This is a genomic window from Jannaschia donghaensis (assembly GCF_001403795.1).
GTDB lineage: Bacteria > Pseudomonadota > Alphaproteobacteria > Rhodobacterales > Rhodobacteraceae > Jannaschia > Jannaschia donghaensis.
In genome coordinates, this window is sequence record NZ_CXSU01000011.1 from 547,581 (window position 1) to 563,482 (window position 15,902).

The window sequence follows — 15,902 nt, forward strand, 5'->3', positions numbered from 1 at the left end:
CTACGGCCGACGCGACCGTCGGACTTTGGGAGGAAGACCTTATGATTTCGAAAACCAAGCGCCTTATGGCGTCTGTTGCCGTGCTGTCGGCTGCGATGACCGGGGCACCTGCATTGGCCGATGGCCATGCCATCGACCTCGAAGGCAAGACCGTGGAGTGGATCATTCCATTCTCGGAGACGGGTGGGTCTGCCAAATGGGCCAATTTCTACGCCCCCCTGCTGTCCGAAGCGCTGCCGGGGAATCCGACGGTCGTCGTGACTTTCATGCCCGGTGCAGGTTCGACCAAAGGTGCGAACTTCTTTCAGGATGTGGAATACGACGATGGCACGACGATCTTTGGCTCGTCCGGGTCCACGCAGTTTCCATACCTGCTGAGCGATCCACGCGTGCGTTACGAATATGGCGACTGGAATGTGGTTCTGGCGTCGGGCACCGGTGGCGTAGCCTATCTGCCGGCTGATCTGGCGGGTCAATTGGGCGAGGGCGGTGACGCGACCGCGCTGGCCGGAGAAGACTTCATCTATGGCAGCCAGGGGGCCACCCGCCTCGACCTCGTGCCGCTTCTGGCATGGGAAATGCTGGGCCTTCAGGTCGAGCCGGTCTTTGGCATCGAAGGGCGCGGCGACGGTCGCCTGATGTTCGAGCGCGGCGAAGCCAACATCGACTACCAGACTTCGTCGTCCTATCTGTCGGGCGTGACGCCCCTGGTCGAAGCGGGCACTGCGGTGCCGTGGTTCGCGTTCGGCGCGCTGGATGACGCGGGCAACATAGTGCGTGACCCGACGTTCCCCGATATGCCCAGTTTCAAGGAAGTCTGCGATGTCACCGATGGCTGCGAAACCTCGGGCAAGCAATGGGATGCCTGGAAGGCTTTCTTCGTCGCCGGTTTCCCCGCCCAGAAGATGGTATTCCTGCCCGCCGGAGCGCCGGACGCAGCCATCGCGACCTACACGCAAGCCTTCGAGGACGTGAAGGCCCGTGCCGATTTTGCCGAGATCAGCACCGCGCGCCTTGGCGTTTATCCGCAACTGACGGGTGCGGCGGCGCAGACCGCGCTGGACAGCGCAACAGTCGTGCCGGAAGCCTCCAAGGCCTACGTCACCGGCTGGCTCAAGGATCGCTACGGCGTCGTCCTGGAGTGATCTAGCCTTGTCTTCCCCGTACGTCGGCGGCGGGGAAGACCCTTCTTGCCAACCAATTTTATATTGAGGTTGCTGCGATGGACGTCATTGCGATGGCGCTTCCGGCGTTGAACGACGCCTTCGCCATGATCCTCCAGCCGCATGTCGTCGGCTATCTGGTCCTCGGCGTGGTCATGGGCCTGTGCATCGGGGTCTTCCCCGGTTTGGGCGGCATTGCCGGACTTTCGCTGCTGCTTCCATTCATGTTCGGGATGGAGCCTGTCTCGGGCCTCGCCCTGATGATCGGCATGGTCGCTGTCGTGCCCACGTCCGACACCTTCGCCTCCGTTCTCATGGGCATCCCCGGATCATCGGCGTCGCAAGCTACCGTCCTCGATGGATTCCCCATGGCCAAGAAAGGTCAGGCGGCCCGTGCCCTGTCAGCCGCCTTTGCGTCCTCTCTGTTCGGAGGCCTGTTCGGTGCGGCCTTCCTGACAGTCTTCATCCTGGCCGCGCGCCCCATTGTTCTCTTGTTCCAGACGCCGGAACTTTTGATGATCACGATCTTCGGGCTGTCGATGGTCGGCATCCTCGCCGGTCGGGTCGCGATCAAGGGCATTGTCGCCGCGTGCGTCGGCATCTTGGTGGGCACCATCGGGGAAGGGGCCAGCTCGGGCGCGCTGCGCATGTCGACCTACAACCTGCCGTATCTGGTGGACGGGCTGAAATTGGTGATCGTCGGTTTGGGCGTCTTCGCTATCCCCGAAATCATCGCGCTCTTGCGGCAGGACAAGGCCATTTCCGACCGCGCCAACTTGGGCGGCGGCTGGCTGGTGGGGGTCAAGGACTGGTGGGCGAACCGCTGGCTCTCGATGCGCTGCTCGCTGATCGGCGTCATCGTCGGTGTGATCCCCGGCCTCGGCGGGTCGGTCGTCGACTGGATCGCCTATGGCCATACCGTGCAGACCGCCAAAGACAAGACGCAGTTCGGGTCGGGTGACGTGCGCGGTGTTATCGGGCCGGAGTCGTCGAACAACGCCAAGGAAGGCGGAGGCCTGGTGCCAACACTTCTCTTCGGCATTCCTGGCTCGGGCTCGATGGCGATCTTCATCTCTGCGGTGGCTCTTCTCGGGACCGGCTCGATCGAAGTCGGCCCGTCCATGCTCAAGAATAATCTCGACTTCACCTACGCCATCGTCTGGCTCCTGGCGTCGGCGAATGTCGTGGGAACGTTGATCTGCATCGCCGCGTCTGGCGGCATCGCGCGGCTGACGAACATTCGCTTCGCGCTGCTCGCGCCGTTCTTGTTCATGATCATCGCCTTCGCGGCTTTCCAGTCACGCCAAGAGATCTGGGATCTGGTTGCGCTCTTCGGGATCGGCCTTCTGGGCATTTTCATGCGGCGGTTCGATTGGTCCCGCCCCGCGTTCCTGATCGGGTTCGTGCTGTCCGCTCCGGCCGAACGTTACACCAATCAGGCGTATCAGATCGGCGCGTCCCGCTTCCGTCGTGGGTTCGAGGAGGGGTTGGAGTATGTCTTCAGCCCCATCGTCATCATCCTGATCGTCATCACCCTGATTTCTGTCGTAGTCGGCCTGCGCCAAGCCAAAACGATCCAGGCCGAAGGCGACGTCGCGTCGGGCTCCAAACGCGCGCCGCTCGTGTTTCTGCTGATCTTGTCCGCCTACGTCGGCCTCACCTACTGGAACGCGGCGATCATCCCGGACTTTGCGCGCATGGACCGGGTGTTTCCCGTGTTCGTCGCCACCATCGCCCTTATTGGATGTGCGCTTCTGCTGGTGCAGATGATGCGCAGCCCCGAAACCAGTGCCATCTTCGCCGACCGTGAAGCGCAGGAAGCATCGTCGAACACCCACGCCCTCTGGCCGACGCTCGCCTGGTTCGCGGCCCTGCTGATCGCGTCGGCATTGGTCGGTTTCATCTTCGCGCTCGCGGTATTTCTATTGCTGTTCATCCGCATTCGCGCAGGGAAAAGCTGGGCTTACGCGGCGACATATGCGGCAGGGGGCATCACTTTCATCTGTGCGATGGCCTGGACATTGAACCGGGATTTCCCGCCGGGCCTGCTTCAGAACTATGTTGATCTTCCGTGGCCGCTCACATGACCCAGACAGCCATTCCTTTCCTGTTCCTGCGCGGCGGCTCCTCGCGCGGGCCCTACATGAACCGCGCTGATCTGCCCGCAGATCGTGAAACGCTTGCACGTGTCCTGATTGCAATGGTCGGGTCGGGTCATCCGCTCAACATTGATGGCATCGGTGGCGGTAATGCGGTCACGACCAAGGTTGCGATGCTGTCGCGGTCAGACGACGATTGGGCCGATATCGACTACTTCTTTGCGCAGGTGAGCGTGGAGGATCGTACGGTGGATTTCAAACCGACCTGCGGCAATATTCTGTCGGGTGTCGGACCTGCGGCCCTGGAGATGGACCTGATCGACGCGACCGAAGGGGAAACCACGGTGAGGATCCGCGCCGTCAATACCGGCGCGCGCGTCGTCGCAACAGTGCAGACCTCGTCCGATGGCGTGATCTACGACGGTGAGGCAATGATCGATGGCGTTCCGGGGACGGCGGCACCCGTTGCGTTGCAATTCATGGATACGGTTGGCGGCGCGACCGGGGCATTCCTGCCGACGGGCAATCTGGTCGACACATTTAACGACATCGATGTGACCTGCATGGACGTCGCCATGCCGATGGTCATCGCGCGCGCCGACGCATTCGGTCTGACGGGATATGAAAGCGTCGCGGAGCTGAATGAGAACCGTGCCTTCTTTGCCAACATGGAGGCCGTTCGAATAATGGCGGGCGAAGCGATGGGGGGTGCGGACGTCGCGGGGTCGGTCACGCCCAAATTCGGTTTGATCGCTCCGGCGCGCAATGGTGGAACGGTCGCAGCGCGATACTTCATGCCATGGACAGCCCATCCGACGATGGCGGTGACCGGTGCGCAATGCCTCGCGTCCTGCGTGTTGACGCCGGGGACGGTGGCCGACGGGTTGGCGATACGGTCGAACGACCGGCCCGCTAAGATTGCTCTGGAACATCCTGTCGGCACGATTGACGTGCTGGTGGATTACGATCTGACCGCGGATGGCATCGACCTGCGCTCGGCCGGGCTGGTCCGGACGGCCCGCCTGCTGGCGCGTGGCGAGGTGATGATTCCACGCGATATCTGGAGCGGCACATGAAGGTCCACATCCTTGACGATTGGTTCGACACGCTGCGCGGCCTGCCGTGCTTCGCCAAGCTGGCGGATCACGATGTCACCGTCTGGACGGATCACGAACCGGATCCGGAGCGCCTCGCGGCGCGGATCGCGCAGGCAGATGCGCTGGTGCTCTTCCGCGAGCGCACGAAAATCGGCGCGAACCTGCTGTCGCGCGTGCCGAAGTTGCGGCTCATCAGCCAGCGCAGCGTCTATCCCCATGTCGACGTCGACGCCTGCACTGCGAATGGCGTGTTGCTGTCGTCTAACATGCACAGCGACACGCCGTCCTATGCGGCCGCCGAGATGACGCTGGCGCTTATCCTTGCCAGCTATCGCCAGATCCCACAGCAGGTCGCCTCGATCCGCGCGGGCGATTGGCAGATGGGCGTCGGGCGCACGCTGCGTGGTCGGACGCTGGGGCTTTACGGGTACGGGCGGATTGCACAGGCCGTCGCGGGCTACGCCGAGGCGATTGGAATGCACGTGCAGTGGTGGGCCTCCGACGAAGGGCGGGCGCGGGCCCTCGCCGACGGTCGGAACATCGCGGCCAGTCGAGAGGCGTTCTTCGCGACCAGCGACGTGGTAAGCCTGCACGTCCGTCTGAAACCCGACACGCGCGGCATCATCACAGCCGCTGACCTGGCTGCAATGGCCCCGCGCAGCTTGCTGGTGAACACATCGCGGTCGGGTCTGATTGCAGCCGGTATGCTGGAGGCGGAGATCGCGCGTGGCCGTCTCCACGCCGCCGTTGACGTCTTCGACAATGAACCACTGCGCGATGCCGACAATCTGCTGCTGACACACCCGAATGTGACTCCAACGCCGCATATTGGCTATGTCACCGAGGACGAGTTCGATCTGCAATTTTCTGACATCTTCGATCAGGTCAACGCCTTCGCAGACGGCAGGGCAATCAACATGATCAACCCTGAGGTCTTGGGCTGAAAAGCCGCGCGGCAAGCGGTGCGCCCAAAATCACCACGACGATCCGCAAAACGTGATGGGCAATGACGAAGGCCATGTCCGCCCCCGCAATCAACGCCAGAACCGTCATTTCCGCCTGACCGCCGGGCGCGAAGGCCAACAGCGTTTCCATCGGCGGTGCGAGGTTGAGGAGGTGAATGGCCTCAACGAAGAGGCCGGACAGGATCAGCAGGATCACGCAGAACCCCAAGGCGGCGGTCACGACACGGCGCACCTCTGGCCCGGTAACGCCCGCGTATTTCGTCCCGACGGTCATGCCGATGAAGAACTGCGCCATCCAGATTGCTTCCGCAGGGGGGCGGAATTGCAAGGTACCGGTGAGCGCGAGAACCGCAGACAGGATCATCGGCCCGAGGATGGAGGCACCAAACAGGCCGATTGCCTTGGCCACCCGCCAGCCGACGACGCCGCAAACCAGCATCAGCATCAGTTGACCAAGGGGCAGGTCTGCGACGGGCAGACCAGGTGGGTTGCTCAGGTCGACGCCCCAGTAGCCATTGAGGATGAAGGGAAGGGCGACAACGACGACCATCACGCGCGTCGCGTGGATCAATGACAGCGCGCGCACGTCGCCGCCCGCTTCTTCGCCAAAAAGGAGCATGTCCTGCAAACCGCCCGGCATCGCCCCGTAGTAGCTGGTGGCAAAGTCAAAACCGCAAAGCCGCTGGAAATAGGGCACGCCGACCAAGCCGATGGCGGCGACCATGAGCGGGACAAGGATTAACGTCGTCCACATCTGCGCCATCGCCGCGACGAGTGCCCAGGTAAACGTTGCGCCGACAGCCACCCCGAGGATGGTGCGCATCAGGTTGTTGACGACGGGCATTCCCCGCATCGGCATGCCTAGAAGGGCCGCGATCAGGCAAGCAATGATTGGACCGAGAAGCCAGGGTAGGGGCAGTGACAGAAGGTAGAAGGCGCCAACGCCAAGGGCCGCGACCAGATGGGCCGACAGGACCGACTTCACGATCGCATCAAGGACAGGCGATGCCGCAGGGAGGTTTGAAGATGGGCTTCGGCAGTGGCACCGGCGGCATCAATATCAGCCTGAGAGATCGCCTCGATGATTAGGCCATGCTGCCCGACGACCGTTGTGATCCGTGCCTCGTCGGCCAAAGTGGTAGGGCCGAGCAGCAGAAGCGCGTTGTTGAGCGCGCGGGCAGATTCCAGCAAGAACCGATTGCGCGCCGCGAGGTAGATGGACCGGTGGAACCGCTGGTTGATGGCGGCGGCACGGGAAGGGGCATTCGTGGCCGCCGCAATCTCGTCGTTGATCGCAAAGAGTGCGTCAACTTCGGCGGCGCTGGCGTGCTTGGCCGCCATCTCCGCCGCCGTCCGTTCGAGGACCAAGCGCATTTCGTAAAGTTCGACCACTTCAGTCTGGCCCAGCGTGCGAATGACGGCCCCAATGCGGGGGCGATGCTCCACGATCCGTTCGGCCTCCAATCGACGCAAGGCTTCGCGCACCGGCGTCCGCGACAGCGATAGACGTTCCGCAATGTCGGTTTCGCGCAAGCGGTCGCCAGGCCGAAACTCGCCCGCCTCGATCGCGGACATCAGCTTGGCAAAGGCGATGCCACCTTGAGAAAGTTCCTGATCGTCCGACAAGTATAGACACCTTTTCAAATTGTATCCACTCGGATACAAAATTTGTATCAAGGAGAATTGCCAATGTCAAAGCACGTCATCATCGTCGGATCGGGAAACGCGGCCATGTGCGCGGGCATCGCCGCACTGGAAGCCGGGGCCAGCGTTTTGATGCTTGAGAAGGCAGGTGAGGGTCTTGCAGGCGGCAACACCAAATACACGGCGGGCGCGATGCGCTTTGCCTATGACGGGGCGGAGGACCTGCTCCCGCTTCTCAAAGATCCGGAAGATCCCAGATTGGTGGCAACCGATTTTGGGGGCTATCCACAGGCGAAATTCTGCGATGATCTGCTGGGCTTCAACGGCGGGCGACCGCTGTCGGTGGAGCAAAAGCGACTGATCAGCGAAAGCCTGTTCGCGATGCACTGGTTGGGCGGACACGGGATCAAGTTCGAGCCAATCTATAGCCGGCAGAGCTTCGAGAAGGACGGCCGGCACGTTTTCTGGGGCGGCCTGACGCTGGCCGCGGAAAACGAGGGCGTGGGGCTGTTCGATATGGAACTGGCTGCATTTGCCCGCCTGGGCGGCGAAATCCGGTATGACAGCGCGGTTACAGATCTTTTGACTGATGGGGAGGCGGTCGTCGGCGTCCGTGTCGGGTCCGAAGAGGTGCGTGCCGATGCGGTGATCCTGGCCTGCGGCGGGTTCGAGGCGAGCGCGCGCCTGCGCGCCGAGTTGATGGGCGGCGACTGGGAGAAGGCGAAGGTACGCGGCACGCCGCACAATACCGGCGACGGCCTGACATTGGCACATGGGCTGGGTGCACAGAAGTACGGTCTCTACCCCGGATGCCACGCGACGCCGATGGACCTGCACATGGCGGATTACGGCGGGCTGGACTTGCCACCGGGGGAACGTAAAAACTACCGCAAGATCTGTTACTTCCTGGGTGTGATGCTGAACGCTGACGGCAACCGCTTCGTCGACGAGGGCGAGAATTTCCGTAACTACACCTACGCGCAGTTCGGGAAGGCCGTTCTGGAACAGCCAGGGCATTTCGCGTGGCAGGTCTTCGATGCAAAGGTCGATGACCTGCTTTATGCAGAATACCGTTTTCATGACGCGCATTTCGTCGAGGCTGACACGTTGGAAGACCTCTGCGCCAGGATGGAAGGCGTCGACCCGAAAGGAGCGGCGGCGACGCTGGCGGCCTACAATGACGCGGTCATGGCCGATGTGCCGTTCGACCCGACCATTTTGGACGGGAAGGGGACCAGGGGGTTGGCCTTGGCGAAATCAAACTGGGCGCAGAAGATCGATACGGGGCCATTCAAGGCCTTCCCTGTGACTGGTGGCATCACATTCACCTATGGTGGGTTGAAGGTGTCGGACACGGGCGCGGTCCTGCACGAGGATGGCCATGTGATCCCAGGTCTCTTCACTTGCGGCGAGATGGTGGGCGGGGTCTTCTTCGAAGGCTATCCCGGCGGATCGGGCCTCACCTCGGGGGCAGTGTTCGGGCGCTTGGCCGGGCGGGGGGCCGCCTGACTTCCCTCAAAGGGCTTTGCCGTCTGCTCCGAAGAAATGCAGGTTCGCGTTCTCGAAGGTCAGGCCGATTGTCTGGCCCTCGATGTCGTCCATTGCGCCGGAACTGCGGACCGTCAGCAGGCCAAGCGGGCCGCAATCGACGTAGTGGAAGAAATCAGCGCCAAGGTATTCGCTGACCTGCACCACGCCGTCGCAATGTCCCGTACCGGGCGCGCCAATGTCGATGTGCTCGGGGCGAATGCCCAATTGCACCGCGCCTGACCGCCCGTCCGAGCCAAGCGCGCCGCCGTTGCCACCGTCCAATACGAACTGGCCGTCCGATGTGGTGCAAGGCATCAAGTTCATTTTTGGGCTGCCAATGAATTGGGCGACGAAGACCGTATCGGGCCGTTCATATAACTCGCGTGGTGTCCCGACCTGTTGGATCAAACCGTCCTTCAGGACGACAATCCGGTCGGCCAGCGTCATCGCCTCGACCTGATCGTGCGTGACGTAGACCATTGTGGTGGCGAGTGTTTTGTGCAGGCGTGCGATCTCGAAGCGCATATCGACGCGCAGACTGGCGTCCAGGTTCGACAGCGGTTCGTCGAAAAGGAAGCCCTTCGGCTTGCGCACGATGGCCCGGCCAATGGCGACGCGCTGCCGCTGACCGCCCGACAGATCCTTGGGGCGACGGTCCATGTAGGCGTCGAGCTTGAGGATGTCTGCGGCATGGCCGACTTTCTCGGCGATCTCGGCCTTGGATGCACCTGCGGTCTTGAGGGCGAATCCCATGTTATCTTCGACGGACAAGTGCGGGTAGAGCGCGTAGGATTGGAACACCATCGACAGTTCCCGCTCGGACGGAACTTTGTGGGTGACGTCGGCACCATCCAGCAGGATCTGGCCGCGCGACGTCTCCTCCAACCCCGCGATCATCCGCAGCAGCGTCGATTTTCCGCAGCCGGACGGACCGACGAAGATGATGAGTTCGCCGTCGCGGATGTCGAGGTCGATGCCCTTGATGACCTGAACGGCCCCGAACCATTTCTCGACGGAATTGAGCGTGATGGATCCCATGATGTATTCCTTCAGACGGCTTGGCGCGCGCGAGGGTCGGCGTTCCACGACAGCCATACGGCCGCGGTCCAGGAGAAGTTCGCACCGATGCAGCCGGCACCCGTGAGTGGATTGAAGCATTCCCAGAAGCCCGAGGCTTCGATGGCGCGGATCAACCCGTCGCGCAGTTGGGCCGCCAGATCAGGTTCGCCCTGTTCGTCGAGACCAAGCGCGGTCATGTAGTTCATCTGCGGCCAGACGGGCCCGCACCAATACCGCTGCGGCTCGAACGCCGGGTCGTCTGGGTCCCAACTGGGCAGCATATGCGCGACCTTGCCGGCAATCCGGCGCAGGTTCGCTACAGTGCGGGCGCGTTGGTCGGGGGTGCCGGCGTCGGCATAGAAGCAAAGCGCGCTGGAATTGTTGAACCCCGCCGTCAACGCACCCGAACGGATGTCGCGGGCGCAGAAGGCACCGAGGTCATCGTTCCAGAACGTGTCGGTCGCGGCCAGGCCGGTGTCGATCCAGCCTTGGACTTCCATGCATGTCTCGGCATCTTTGCCCAAGCTTTGCGCCATTGCCAGCAAGTCGCGATTGGCACGCAGCAGGACGAAGTGAATGGTCGGGTCGGCCATCAGGAACGGCCCCTCGTCGGTCAGCCGCCGCTGGTCCCAACCGATCCGTTCGCCGAACTGCACGATGGTGAGATACTTGTCATACTGATCCTGCGTCGGTCGATAGGTCGCGTCGACGTGCTTGTTGTCCATGCGCGTGTAGGGCGCGAGGTCGGGTGCCGACTCCATCGCCGCAAGGCCGATGTTCCAGTCGGGCGAGTTGTCGCGCCCGGTTTCCCAAGGATGAACCGTGCAGACCACACCATCGACGCTGCGCGCATCGTGCCACCATCGGTGCCAGCGCAGCAACGCGTCGAAGACGGCGGCGCGACGGTCGGGCGCGTCAGGGGTGAGGTGGCGCACCACGGTTGCCAAGACGGGCGGCTGCGACACGCCAGTCGACGGGATCGGGCCAGGTGTCACGCCCCAGCGAGAGGGTCCGGGGAAGTAATCCGGGTCGTCGCTGCGGAAGATAATGCTGGGCACCATGCCGTCGGGCCATTGCCCCTCTAGCAGCGACGTCACTTCGGCCCAAGCGCGGTCCGTATCATAGGTCGCGATGCCGAGCGCCACGAAGGCGCTGTCCCAGTTCCATTGGTGCGGATAAAGGCCTGACGTGGGAATGGTGAAGCCGCCCCGATCGTTGGCGAGGAGGGTGTCGATCGCTTTCTGGCGAAGTGACATTTGATTAACCTTTCACGCTTCCGGCCGTGAGCCCCGCGACGAGGAAGCGTTCGAACCAGAGGAACAGGGCCAGGACGGGCACGGTCGCGATCACGGCCCCTGCCATGAGGTGCTGACGCGGGACTTCGGAGGAGTTCAGCTCTGCGATGCCGCGCGACAGGGTGTAGAGGTCGACGTTGTCGAGGAACATGAAGGCGAACAGAAACTCGTTCCACGCGATCATGAAGACATAGAGCGCGACGGAGGCCAAGGCGGGCAGGGCGAGGGGGAGCGTGATCTTGATTATTACCTTGAGGCGAGACAGACCATCCATCAGCCCCGCTTCCTCCAGCTCCGACGGGATGCCGCGGAAGTAGCCTTGCAGCATGTAGAGCGCGACCGGGATCGTCGTCGCCGGATAGACCAGCATCAGCCCCCAGAGGGTATTGCGCATCCCAAGCTGAGAGAAGATCGCGTAGAGCGGGATCACCAGAACGATCATCGGCACCATGTAGATCAACAGGATCGAGCGGCTGAGGAAGTTCTGGCCCGGAAACCTGAGGCGCGCGACCGCATAGGCTCCAGGGACGGCGAAGAACAGGGTGATGGCGACGGTCGCGACAGACACGAGCGCCGAATTCAGCAGGTAGGTGCCGAAGTGGTACTGGGTAAAGAGCTCGATATAGCTGCGGAAAAGAGCACTCGCGCCTTGACCGAAGTCGATGGAGAAATCGAGCGGATTGGAGAGCAGCAACTGTTGGTTCTTGAGGCTCATCATCACCATGACGAAGAACGGCAGGGCGACGGCGATGGTGAAGGCCAGCAAGCCGAAGCCCTTGACGAACCGAAGGCAGATCACTTCGACGTTATAGCGCCGCTCGCGCATGGGGCCAAAACCGCGGGCAGTCAGTTGGATCGCCTGCACAGCCGCCAAGGCGGCAAGCACCGTGAATGTGACCTGTCCAATAGGGTAGACAGACAGCGGCAAGCCCAGCGGCGTCGTGCCTGATGCGAGGGTGAGGACGAGCAGGAAGACAAAGGTGGCAAGCGCGCGCACGCCAAGCGTCCGCCGCGCAGGTGACACGCCCGTAAGGACGCCCGCCGCAATCAGGCCCGCCAGCGCGCCGGCCGTGACCTGCGGCTGAAACGGTTCGCCGGAAACGAAGAGGGCGAGCAGCGTGAGCAGGGTCGTAAGGACCGCGCCCCACAGCGTGCCGAAGAGCAAACATAGCCAGAAGATGTTTCCGAAGCGGCTCATGCGTCATCCTCCGGCGAGAATTTGAAGAAGATGACCGAGAAGCACAGCAACATCAGGAAGACGACCACGGCGACGGCGGCACCAGCCCCCAGGTTCGAGATCGCGAACGCCTGCTCATAGACGTTCACGGTAAGCGTTCGCGTTCCGGCGGCCCCGCCCGTCAGCAGGAAGATGTCGTCGAACTTGTTAAACGTCCAAATGAAGCGAAGCAGGAACAGGACCGCCATGATGCCCGCCAGTTGCGGCAGCGAGATGAAGCGGAATTGTTGCAGCGGCGTGGCCCCGTCGATTTCCGCCGCCTCGTAAATGTCGGTCGAGACCGATTGCATCCGGGCGAGGATGAACAGCATGGCCAGCGGGAAGTATCGCCAGATCTCGAAGATGATCACCACGGTCAAGGCGACCGGGAAGTCGAAGGTCAGGCCCAGGATGCTGAGCTCGGCGGCACGTTGACCCAGAAAGCTGATCGGCCCGTCGATGACGCCGAGTTGCAGCAACAGTGCGTTGAGCGTGCCGCCGGGGCCGGGATCGAGCAGAAGCACCCAGGCCAGCGCCACCGCGATGACGGGGGCGACGTAGGGAGACAGGAACAGTCCGCGCAGAACACTGCGGCCCAAGAAAGTCATGTTCATCAGCTGCGCGGCGAAAAGGCCCATGACCAATGCGCCGACGGTGCCCGCGATCGTGTAGTAGAGCGAGGCCCAGAGAACCTCCCAGAAGTCGGAGGCGTTGAAGACCTTGCGGAAGTTATCGAGCGTGAAATCGTCGTTCGTCAGGATGTTCTCGGGCACGAAGTCAAACGCCGGGTCGGTGTCCTTGACGTCGGCGGGCGCATCCAGAAACGCTTGGGTGGCGGCGACGCGGACGATGACGTCTTCGCGGAATCCCGGCTCGTAATCGCCCAAGTCGCAGCGCAGTGCGGCATCCTCCAGCGTGCAGCGTTCATCCACCGTCAGCACATCCAGCGACGCGGGCAGGGTATCGGTGAAGGTCACCGAGGCGATGGCACTCTGACGCGACGAATTGCGCAGGCGGTAGCGAATGTCGGCGGTGTCGCCCACGGCCTCAAGATCGCCCATCAGGCGTTCATTCGACAGGATGGACGGCGCGCGCAGGTCGCCCAACGTGACCGGCTTGAAACTGATCCAGACGTTGGCAACCAGCGGGAACAGAACGACCGACAGCACGATCAGGAAGGTTGGCAACAGCAGCATGTAGGCAAAGCGCATCTCGCGCTTGGCCAGTGGCCCCAGGCCTTTTGGCGGTTTGGGTTGGCTGTCGGGTGTCATGATCGCTTCCGCGTCGGAGGAGGACGGCGCGTCTGTGCGCGCCGCCCATGACACGATCAGAGGTCGAGCGCTTTGTGCTCGGCCACGATCTTGTCGGCTGCTTGCTGAACAGTCAGGTCGCCGTCGGTCATCTCCCGGATGACACGGCTCATGACCTGGCTGTTCACGATTTTGGAGGCCGTGGCCAGCTGGCCATCGGCCACGCCCCAGCGATCGCCCACCGACAGGCCCGCGACGATATCGTCGATCACAGCCTGCGGGTAGATGTCGCCGAGCGGAGCCTTACGGTCCACGCCGACGTCCAGACCCGACCACATCGCCTCGAACGAGGTGTCGCCGGCCTCGGTCCCGCGGCGCACGGGGAACTTGCCCTCGGGGGCCTGGGAAAGCCATGCGCCATAGCCGTCGGACATGACGAACTCCACGAACTCCTGCGCGGGGCCGGTGTTGGCATCGGCCGTGATCCCGAGGTAGCGCACGTCGGCCCAGGAGGAGCCGTCCGGGTTGCCCGGACCGGAAATCACGGTGGCAAAACCAGTTTTCTCGGCCAACTCCTTAGAGGTCGGATCGTCACCAATGGTGACCGGCGCGCTGTCGCGCAGGCCGCCCAGCTCGTCCAGGATCGACGGTGACCAGATTACCATGGCGGCCTTGCCGTCGAGGTAAAGCTCGCGCGACTGCGACCAGTAGAGATCGCCCTCCGGCGAGTTGGCGACGAGGTTCTTGTAGAGCTCCAGAAGTTCGACCAGATGCGTCGTGTCCTCGTTGATGGAGCCGTCGGCATTGACCGGCGAGTAGCCCGTCGCGAGCGACAGATGCTCGATCAGCTGCATCATGTAGCCTTCATCGATCTTCGTCGCGGCAACGAAGCCGTACATGTCGGACCCATCGTTGAGCGCTGTCATCGCGGCGTTGATCGCGTCGAACGACGTCGGGGCTTCCAGTCCGGCTGCCTCGAACAGGTCGGCGCGATAGACGACCAGCTGCGTCCAGCCATCCGATGGCACAGCGACGATCTCGCCATCCGACATCGCCATCGCGACGGGACCTTCGGCAAAGCTGTCGACGCCGAGGTTGTCCATGACTTCGCTGGCCGCGGCGGTGTCGAGCAGACCGGCCTCGGAATAGGGCAGGATGTGGTTGACCGTCAGGTTGATGACATCGGGCAGATCACCGGCGGCGAAGGCTGCGGTGGCGCGGGTCTGTATGTCGGATTCCTCGACCGGGATGATCTCGACGGTGTGGCCGCTGGCAGCCTCGAAGGCGGCGACCATTTCTTCTTGAACGGCGATGCGCTCAGGCTGCACCTCCATCGTCCAGAAGCGGATGGTGTCGGCCTGAGCGGCTCCGACGAGAACCGTGGACGCGGCAAGCGCGGCCCAGAGTGTGGTCGTACGTTTCATTGAAGTTCCTCCCTTGATGATACGTCGTCCTGGACCTTTGCGAGGTGCAATGGCCCGTCCGTCTTGCGGCGCAGCAGATGCGCGCGCTGCAATTCCTGATGATCGGAGGGGTCATCCCCGTCGATGATCGCCAGAAGCATGTCTCCCAATCGCCGGCCCGCGTGCGCCTGTGGCTGCGCCATGGTGGTCAGCGGTGGGTTGGCATGTTCGCCGAACTTCAAGCCGTCGTAGCCGATGACCGACACGTCCTCGCCAGGGGTCAGTCCGTGGGCCCGGATGGCCGCGAGTGCACCGAAGGCCATTGTGTCGGAGACGCAGACGATGGCGGTGGGCGGCATGGCCATGTCGAGCAGGATGTTCGTCGCGATTTCTCCGCCGTCATCGGTGAATTCCGCGATTTGGATCAAATCGGCATCGATCGTGAGGCCGTTTGTGGCGACGGCCTTGCGGTAGCCGTTCAACCGATCTTGGGCGAATTGGTATTGGAGTGGTGCCCCCACGAAGGCGATCCGCGAATGGCCGAGCGAAACAAGATGATCGACCGCGACCACGAAGGCCGCCTCTCCGTCCACATCGTACCAAGCATAATTGTCGCTGGAGGCGGTGCGGCCATGCACGACGAACGGGAACTTCAGATCCTGCATCAACCGAATTCGCGGATCGTTCTTGAGAGGGCGCGAGATGACGAGGCCGCCAACCCTGCCCGAGCGTACGATCTTGTCGATCTGGGCGAGTTCGTCCTTCGGCGATGCCGCATGCGCCACCAGCAGGTCCCACTGCCGTTTGCCGAGCGCCTCGCCCAAACCTTGAAGCAGTTGCGCAATGAAAGGTTGCGCGATGGAAGCGCTGTGCAGAGGCATGATGTAGCCGATTGTCTCAGGCGTTCCCATTGAGAGCCGACGCGCCGTCTGGTTCGGGCGATAGCCCAGCTCATCGGCGGCCTGACGGACACGGGCACGCGTCGCGGGACTGATATCAGCGTAATTGTTGAGGGCACGGCTAACGGTGCCGACGGCAAGATTCAGGTGTGCCGCAAGCACTTTCAGGCTGACTGACCGTCTCGACATCGAATCCCCCTGATGAAAAGACTTACCGAAACCGGTTTCGGACAGCAAGAAATTTTCGTACTGTCTAAGCTCAGGACCCATTGATTTGGTTGC

At 62.6% G+C, this 15,902-nt stretch carries 13 protein-coding genes; 5 read left to right on the forward strand and 8 right to left on the reverse strand.

Features of this window, described 5'->3' with window-relative positions:
* Nucleotides 1–41: 41 nt before the first annotated feature.
* The 4 genes from JDO7802_RS07180 to JDO7802_RS07195 all read left to right on the forward strand — a co-directional run bounded on the left by JDO7802_RS07180 (nt 42) and on the right by JDO7802_RS07195 (nt 5,303).
* Nucleotides 42–1,145, forward strand: a complete 1,104-nt coding sequence (locus tag JDO7802_RS07180; RefSeq protein ID WP_055084028.1) for a tricarboxylate transporter — start codon at nt 42–44, stop codon at nt 1,143–1,145.
* A 77-nt stretch (nt 1,146–1,222) separates the two neighbouring features.
* A complete protein-coding gene (locus JDO7802_RS07185) occupies nt 1,223–3,250 on the forward strand; it encodes a tripartite tricarboxylate transporter permease (protein WP_055084030.1) in 2,028 nt (675 codons plus the stop codon).
* Nucleotides 3,247–4,338 (forward strand): 4-oxalomesaconate tautomerase, encoded by a 1,092-nt coding sequence (locus JDO7802_RS07190; RefSeq protein ID WP_055084032.1) that lies wholly within the window; start codon nt 3,247–3,249, stop codon nt 4,336–4,338. Before JDO7802_RS07185 ends, JDO7802_RS07190 begins: the two co-directional genes overlap by 4 nt.
* Complete coding sequence (locus JDO7802_RS07195; RefSeq protein WP_055084034.1) at nt 4,335–5,303, forward strand: D-2-hydroxyacid dehydrogenase family protein; 969 nt, start codon at nt 4,335–4,337, stop codon at nt 5,301–5,303. The genes JDO7802_RS07190 and JDO7802_RS07195 overlap by 4 nt, the downstream gene beginning before the upstream one ends.
* Here the strand turns inward: JDO7802_RS07195 and JDO7802_RS07200 are convergent.
* Together JDO7802_RS07200 and JDO7802_RS07205 are read right to left on the reverse strand one after the other, a co-directional pair.
* Nucleotides 5,281–6,309 (reverse strand): AbrB family transcriptional regulator, encoded by a 1,029-nt coding sequence (locus JDO7802_RS07200; protein ID WP_055084036.1) that lies wholly within the window; start codon nt 6,307–6,309, stop codon nt 5,281–5,283. The genes JDO7802_RS07195 and JDO7802_RS07200 overlap by 23 nt on opposite strands.
* On the reverse strand, nt 6,306–6,950 hold the full coding sequence (locus JDO7802_RS07205; RefSeq protein WP_245624140.1) for a GntR family transcriptional regulator: 645 nt from the start codon (nt 6,948–6,950) through the stop codon (nt 6,306–6,308). Before JDO7802_RS07205 ends, JDO7802_RS07200 begins: the two co-directional genes overlap by 4 nt.
* Nucleotides 6,951–7,013: 63 nt before the next feature.
* Here JDO7802_RS07205 and tcuA point away from each other — a divergent pair, with 63 nt between their 5' ends.
* Nucleotides 7,014–8,477 carry an FAD-dependent tricarballylate dehydrogenase TcuA gene (tcuA, locus tag JDO7802_RS07210; protein ID WP_055084039.1) on the forward strand — a complete coding sequence of 488 codons (1,464 nt, stop codon included), beginning with the start codon at nt 7,014–7,016 and terminating at the stop codon, nt 8,475–8,477.
* Between the two features lie 6 nt (nt 8,478–8,483).
* Here the strand turns inward: tcuA and JDO7802_RS07215 are convergent, their stop codons facing one another.
* The 6 genes from JDO7802_RS07215 to JDO7802_RS07240 are packed head-to-tail and all read right to left on the reverse strand — an operon-like array spanning nt 8,484 to nt 15,857.
* Entirely contained in the window at nt 8,484–9,536 is a 1,053-nt protein-coding gene (locus JDO7802_RS07215) for an ABC transporter ATP-binding protein (protein ID WP_055084041.1), read from the reverse strand.
* Nucleotides 9,537–9,547: 11 nt separating this feature from the next.
* On the reverse strand, nt 9,548–10,813 hold the full coding sequence (locus JDO7802_RS07220; RefSeq protein ID WP_055084043.1) for an MGH1-like glycoside hydrolase domain-containing protein: 1,266 nt from the start codon (nt 10,811–10,813) through the stop codon (nt 9,548–9,550).
* A gap of 4 nt (nt 10,814–10,817) precedes the next feature.
* Complete coding sequence (locus tag JDO7802_RS07225; RefSeq protein WP_055084045.1) at nt 10,818–12,050, reverse strand: carbohydrate ABC transporter permease; 1,233 nt, start codon at nt 12,048–12,050, stop codon at nt 10,818–10,820.
* Nucleotides 12,047–13,339 (reverse strand): carbohydrate ABC transporter permease, encoded by a 1,293-nt coding sequence (locus JDO7802_RS07230; protein WP_055084047.1) that lies wholly within the window; start codon nt 13,337–13,339, stop codon nt 12,047–12,049. The genes JDO7802_RS07225 and JDO7802_RS07230 overlap by 4 nt, the downstream gene beginning before the upstream one ends.
* A gap of 56 nt (nt 13,340–13,395) precedes the next feature.
* Entirely contained in the window at nt 13,396–14,742 is a 1,347-nt protein-coding gene (locus JDO7802_RS07235) for an ABC transporter substrate-binding protein (protein WP_055084049.1), read from the reverse strand.
* Entirely contained in the window at nt 14,739–15,857 is a 1,119-nt protein-coding gene (locus tag JDO7802_RS07240) for a LacI family DNA-binding transcriptional regulator (protein WP_055084051.1), read from the reverse strand. The genes JDO7802_RS07235 and JDO7802_RS07240 overlap by 4 nt, the downstream gene beginning before the upstream one ends.
* Nucleotides 15,858–15,902 lie beyond the last annotated feature (45 nt).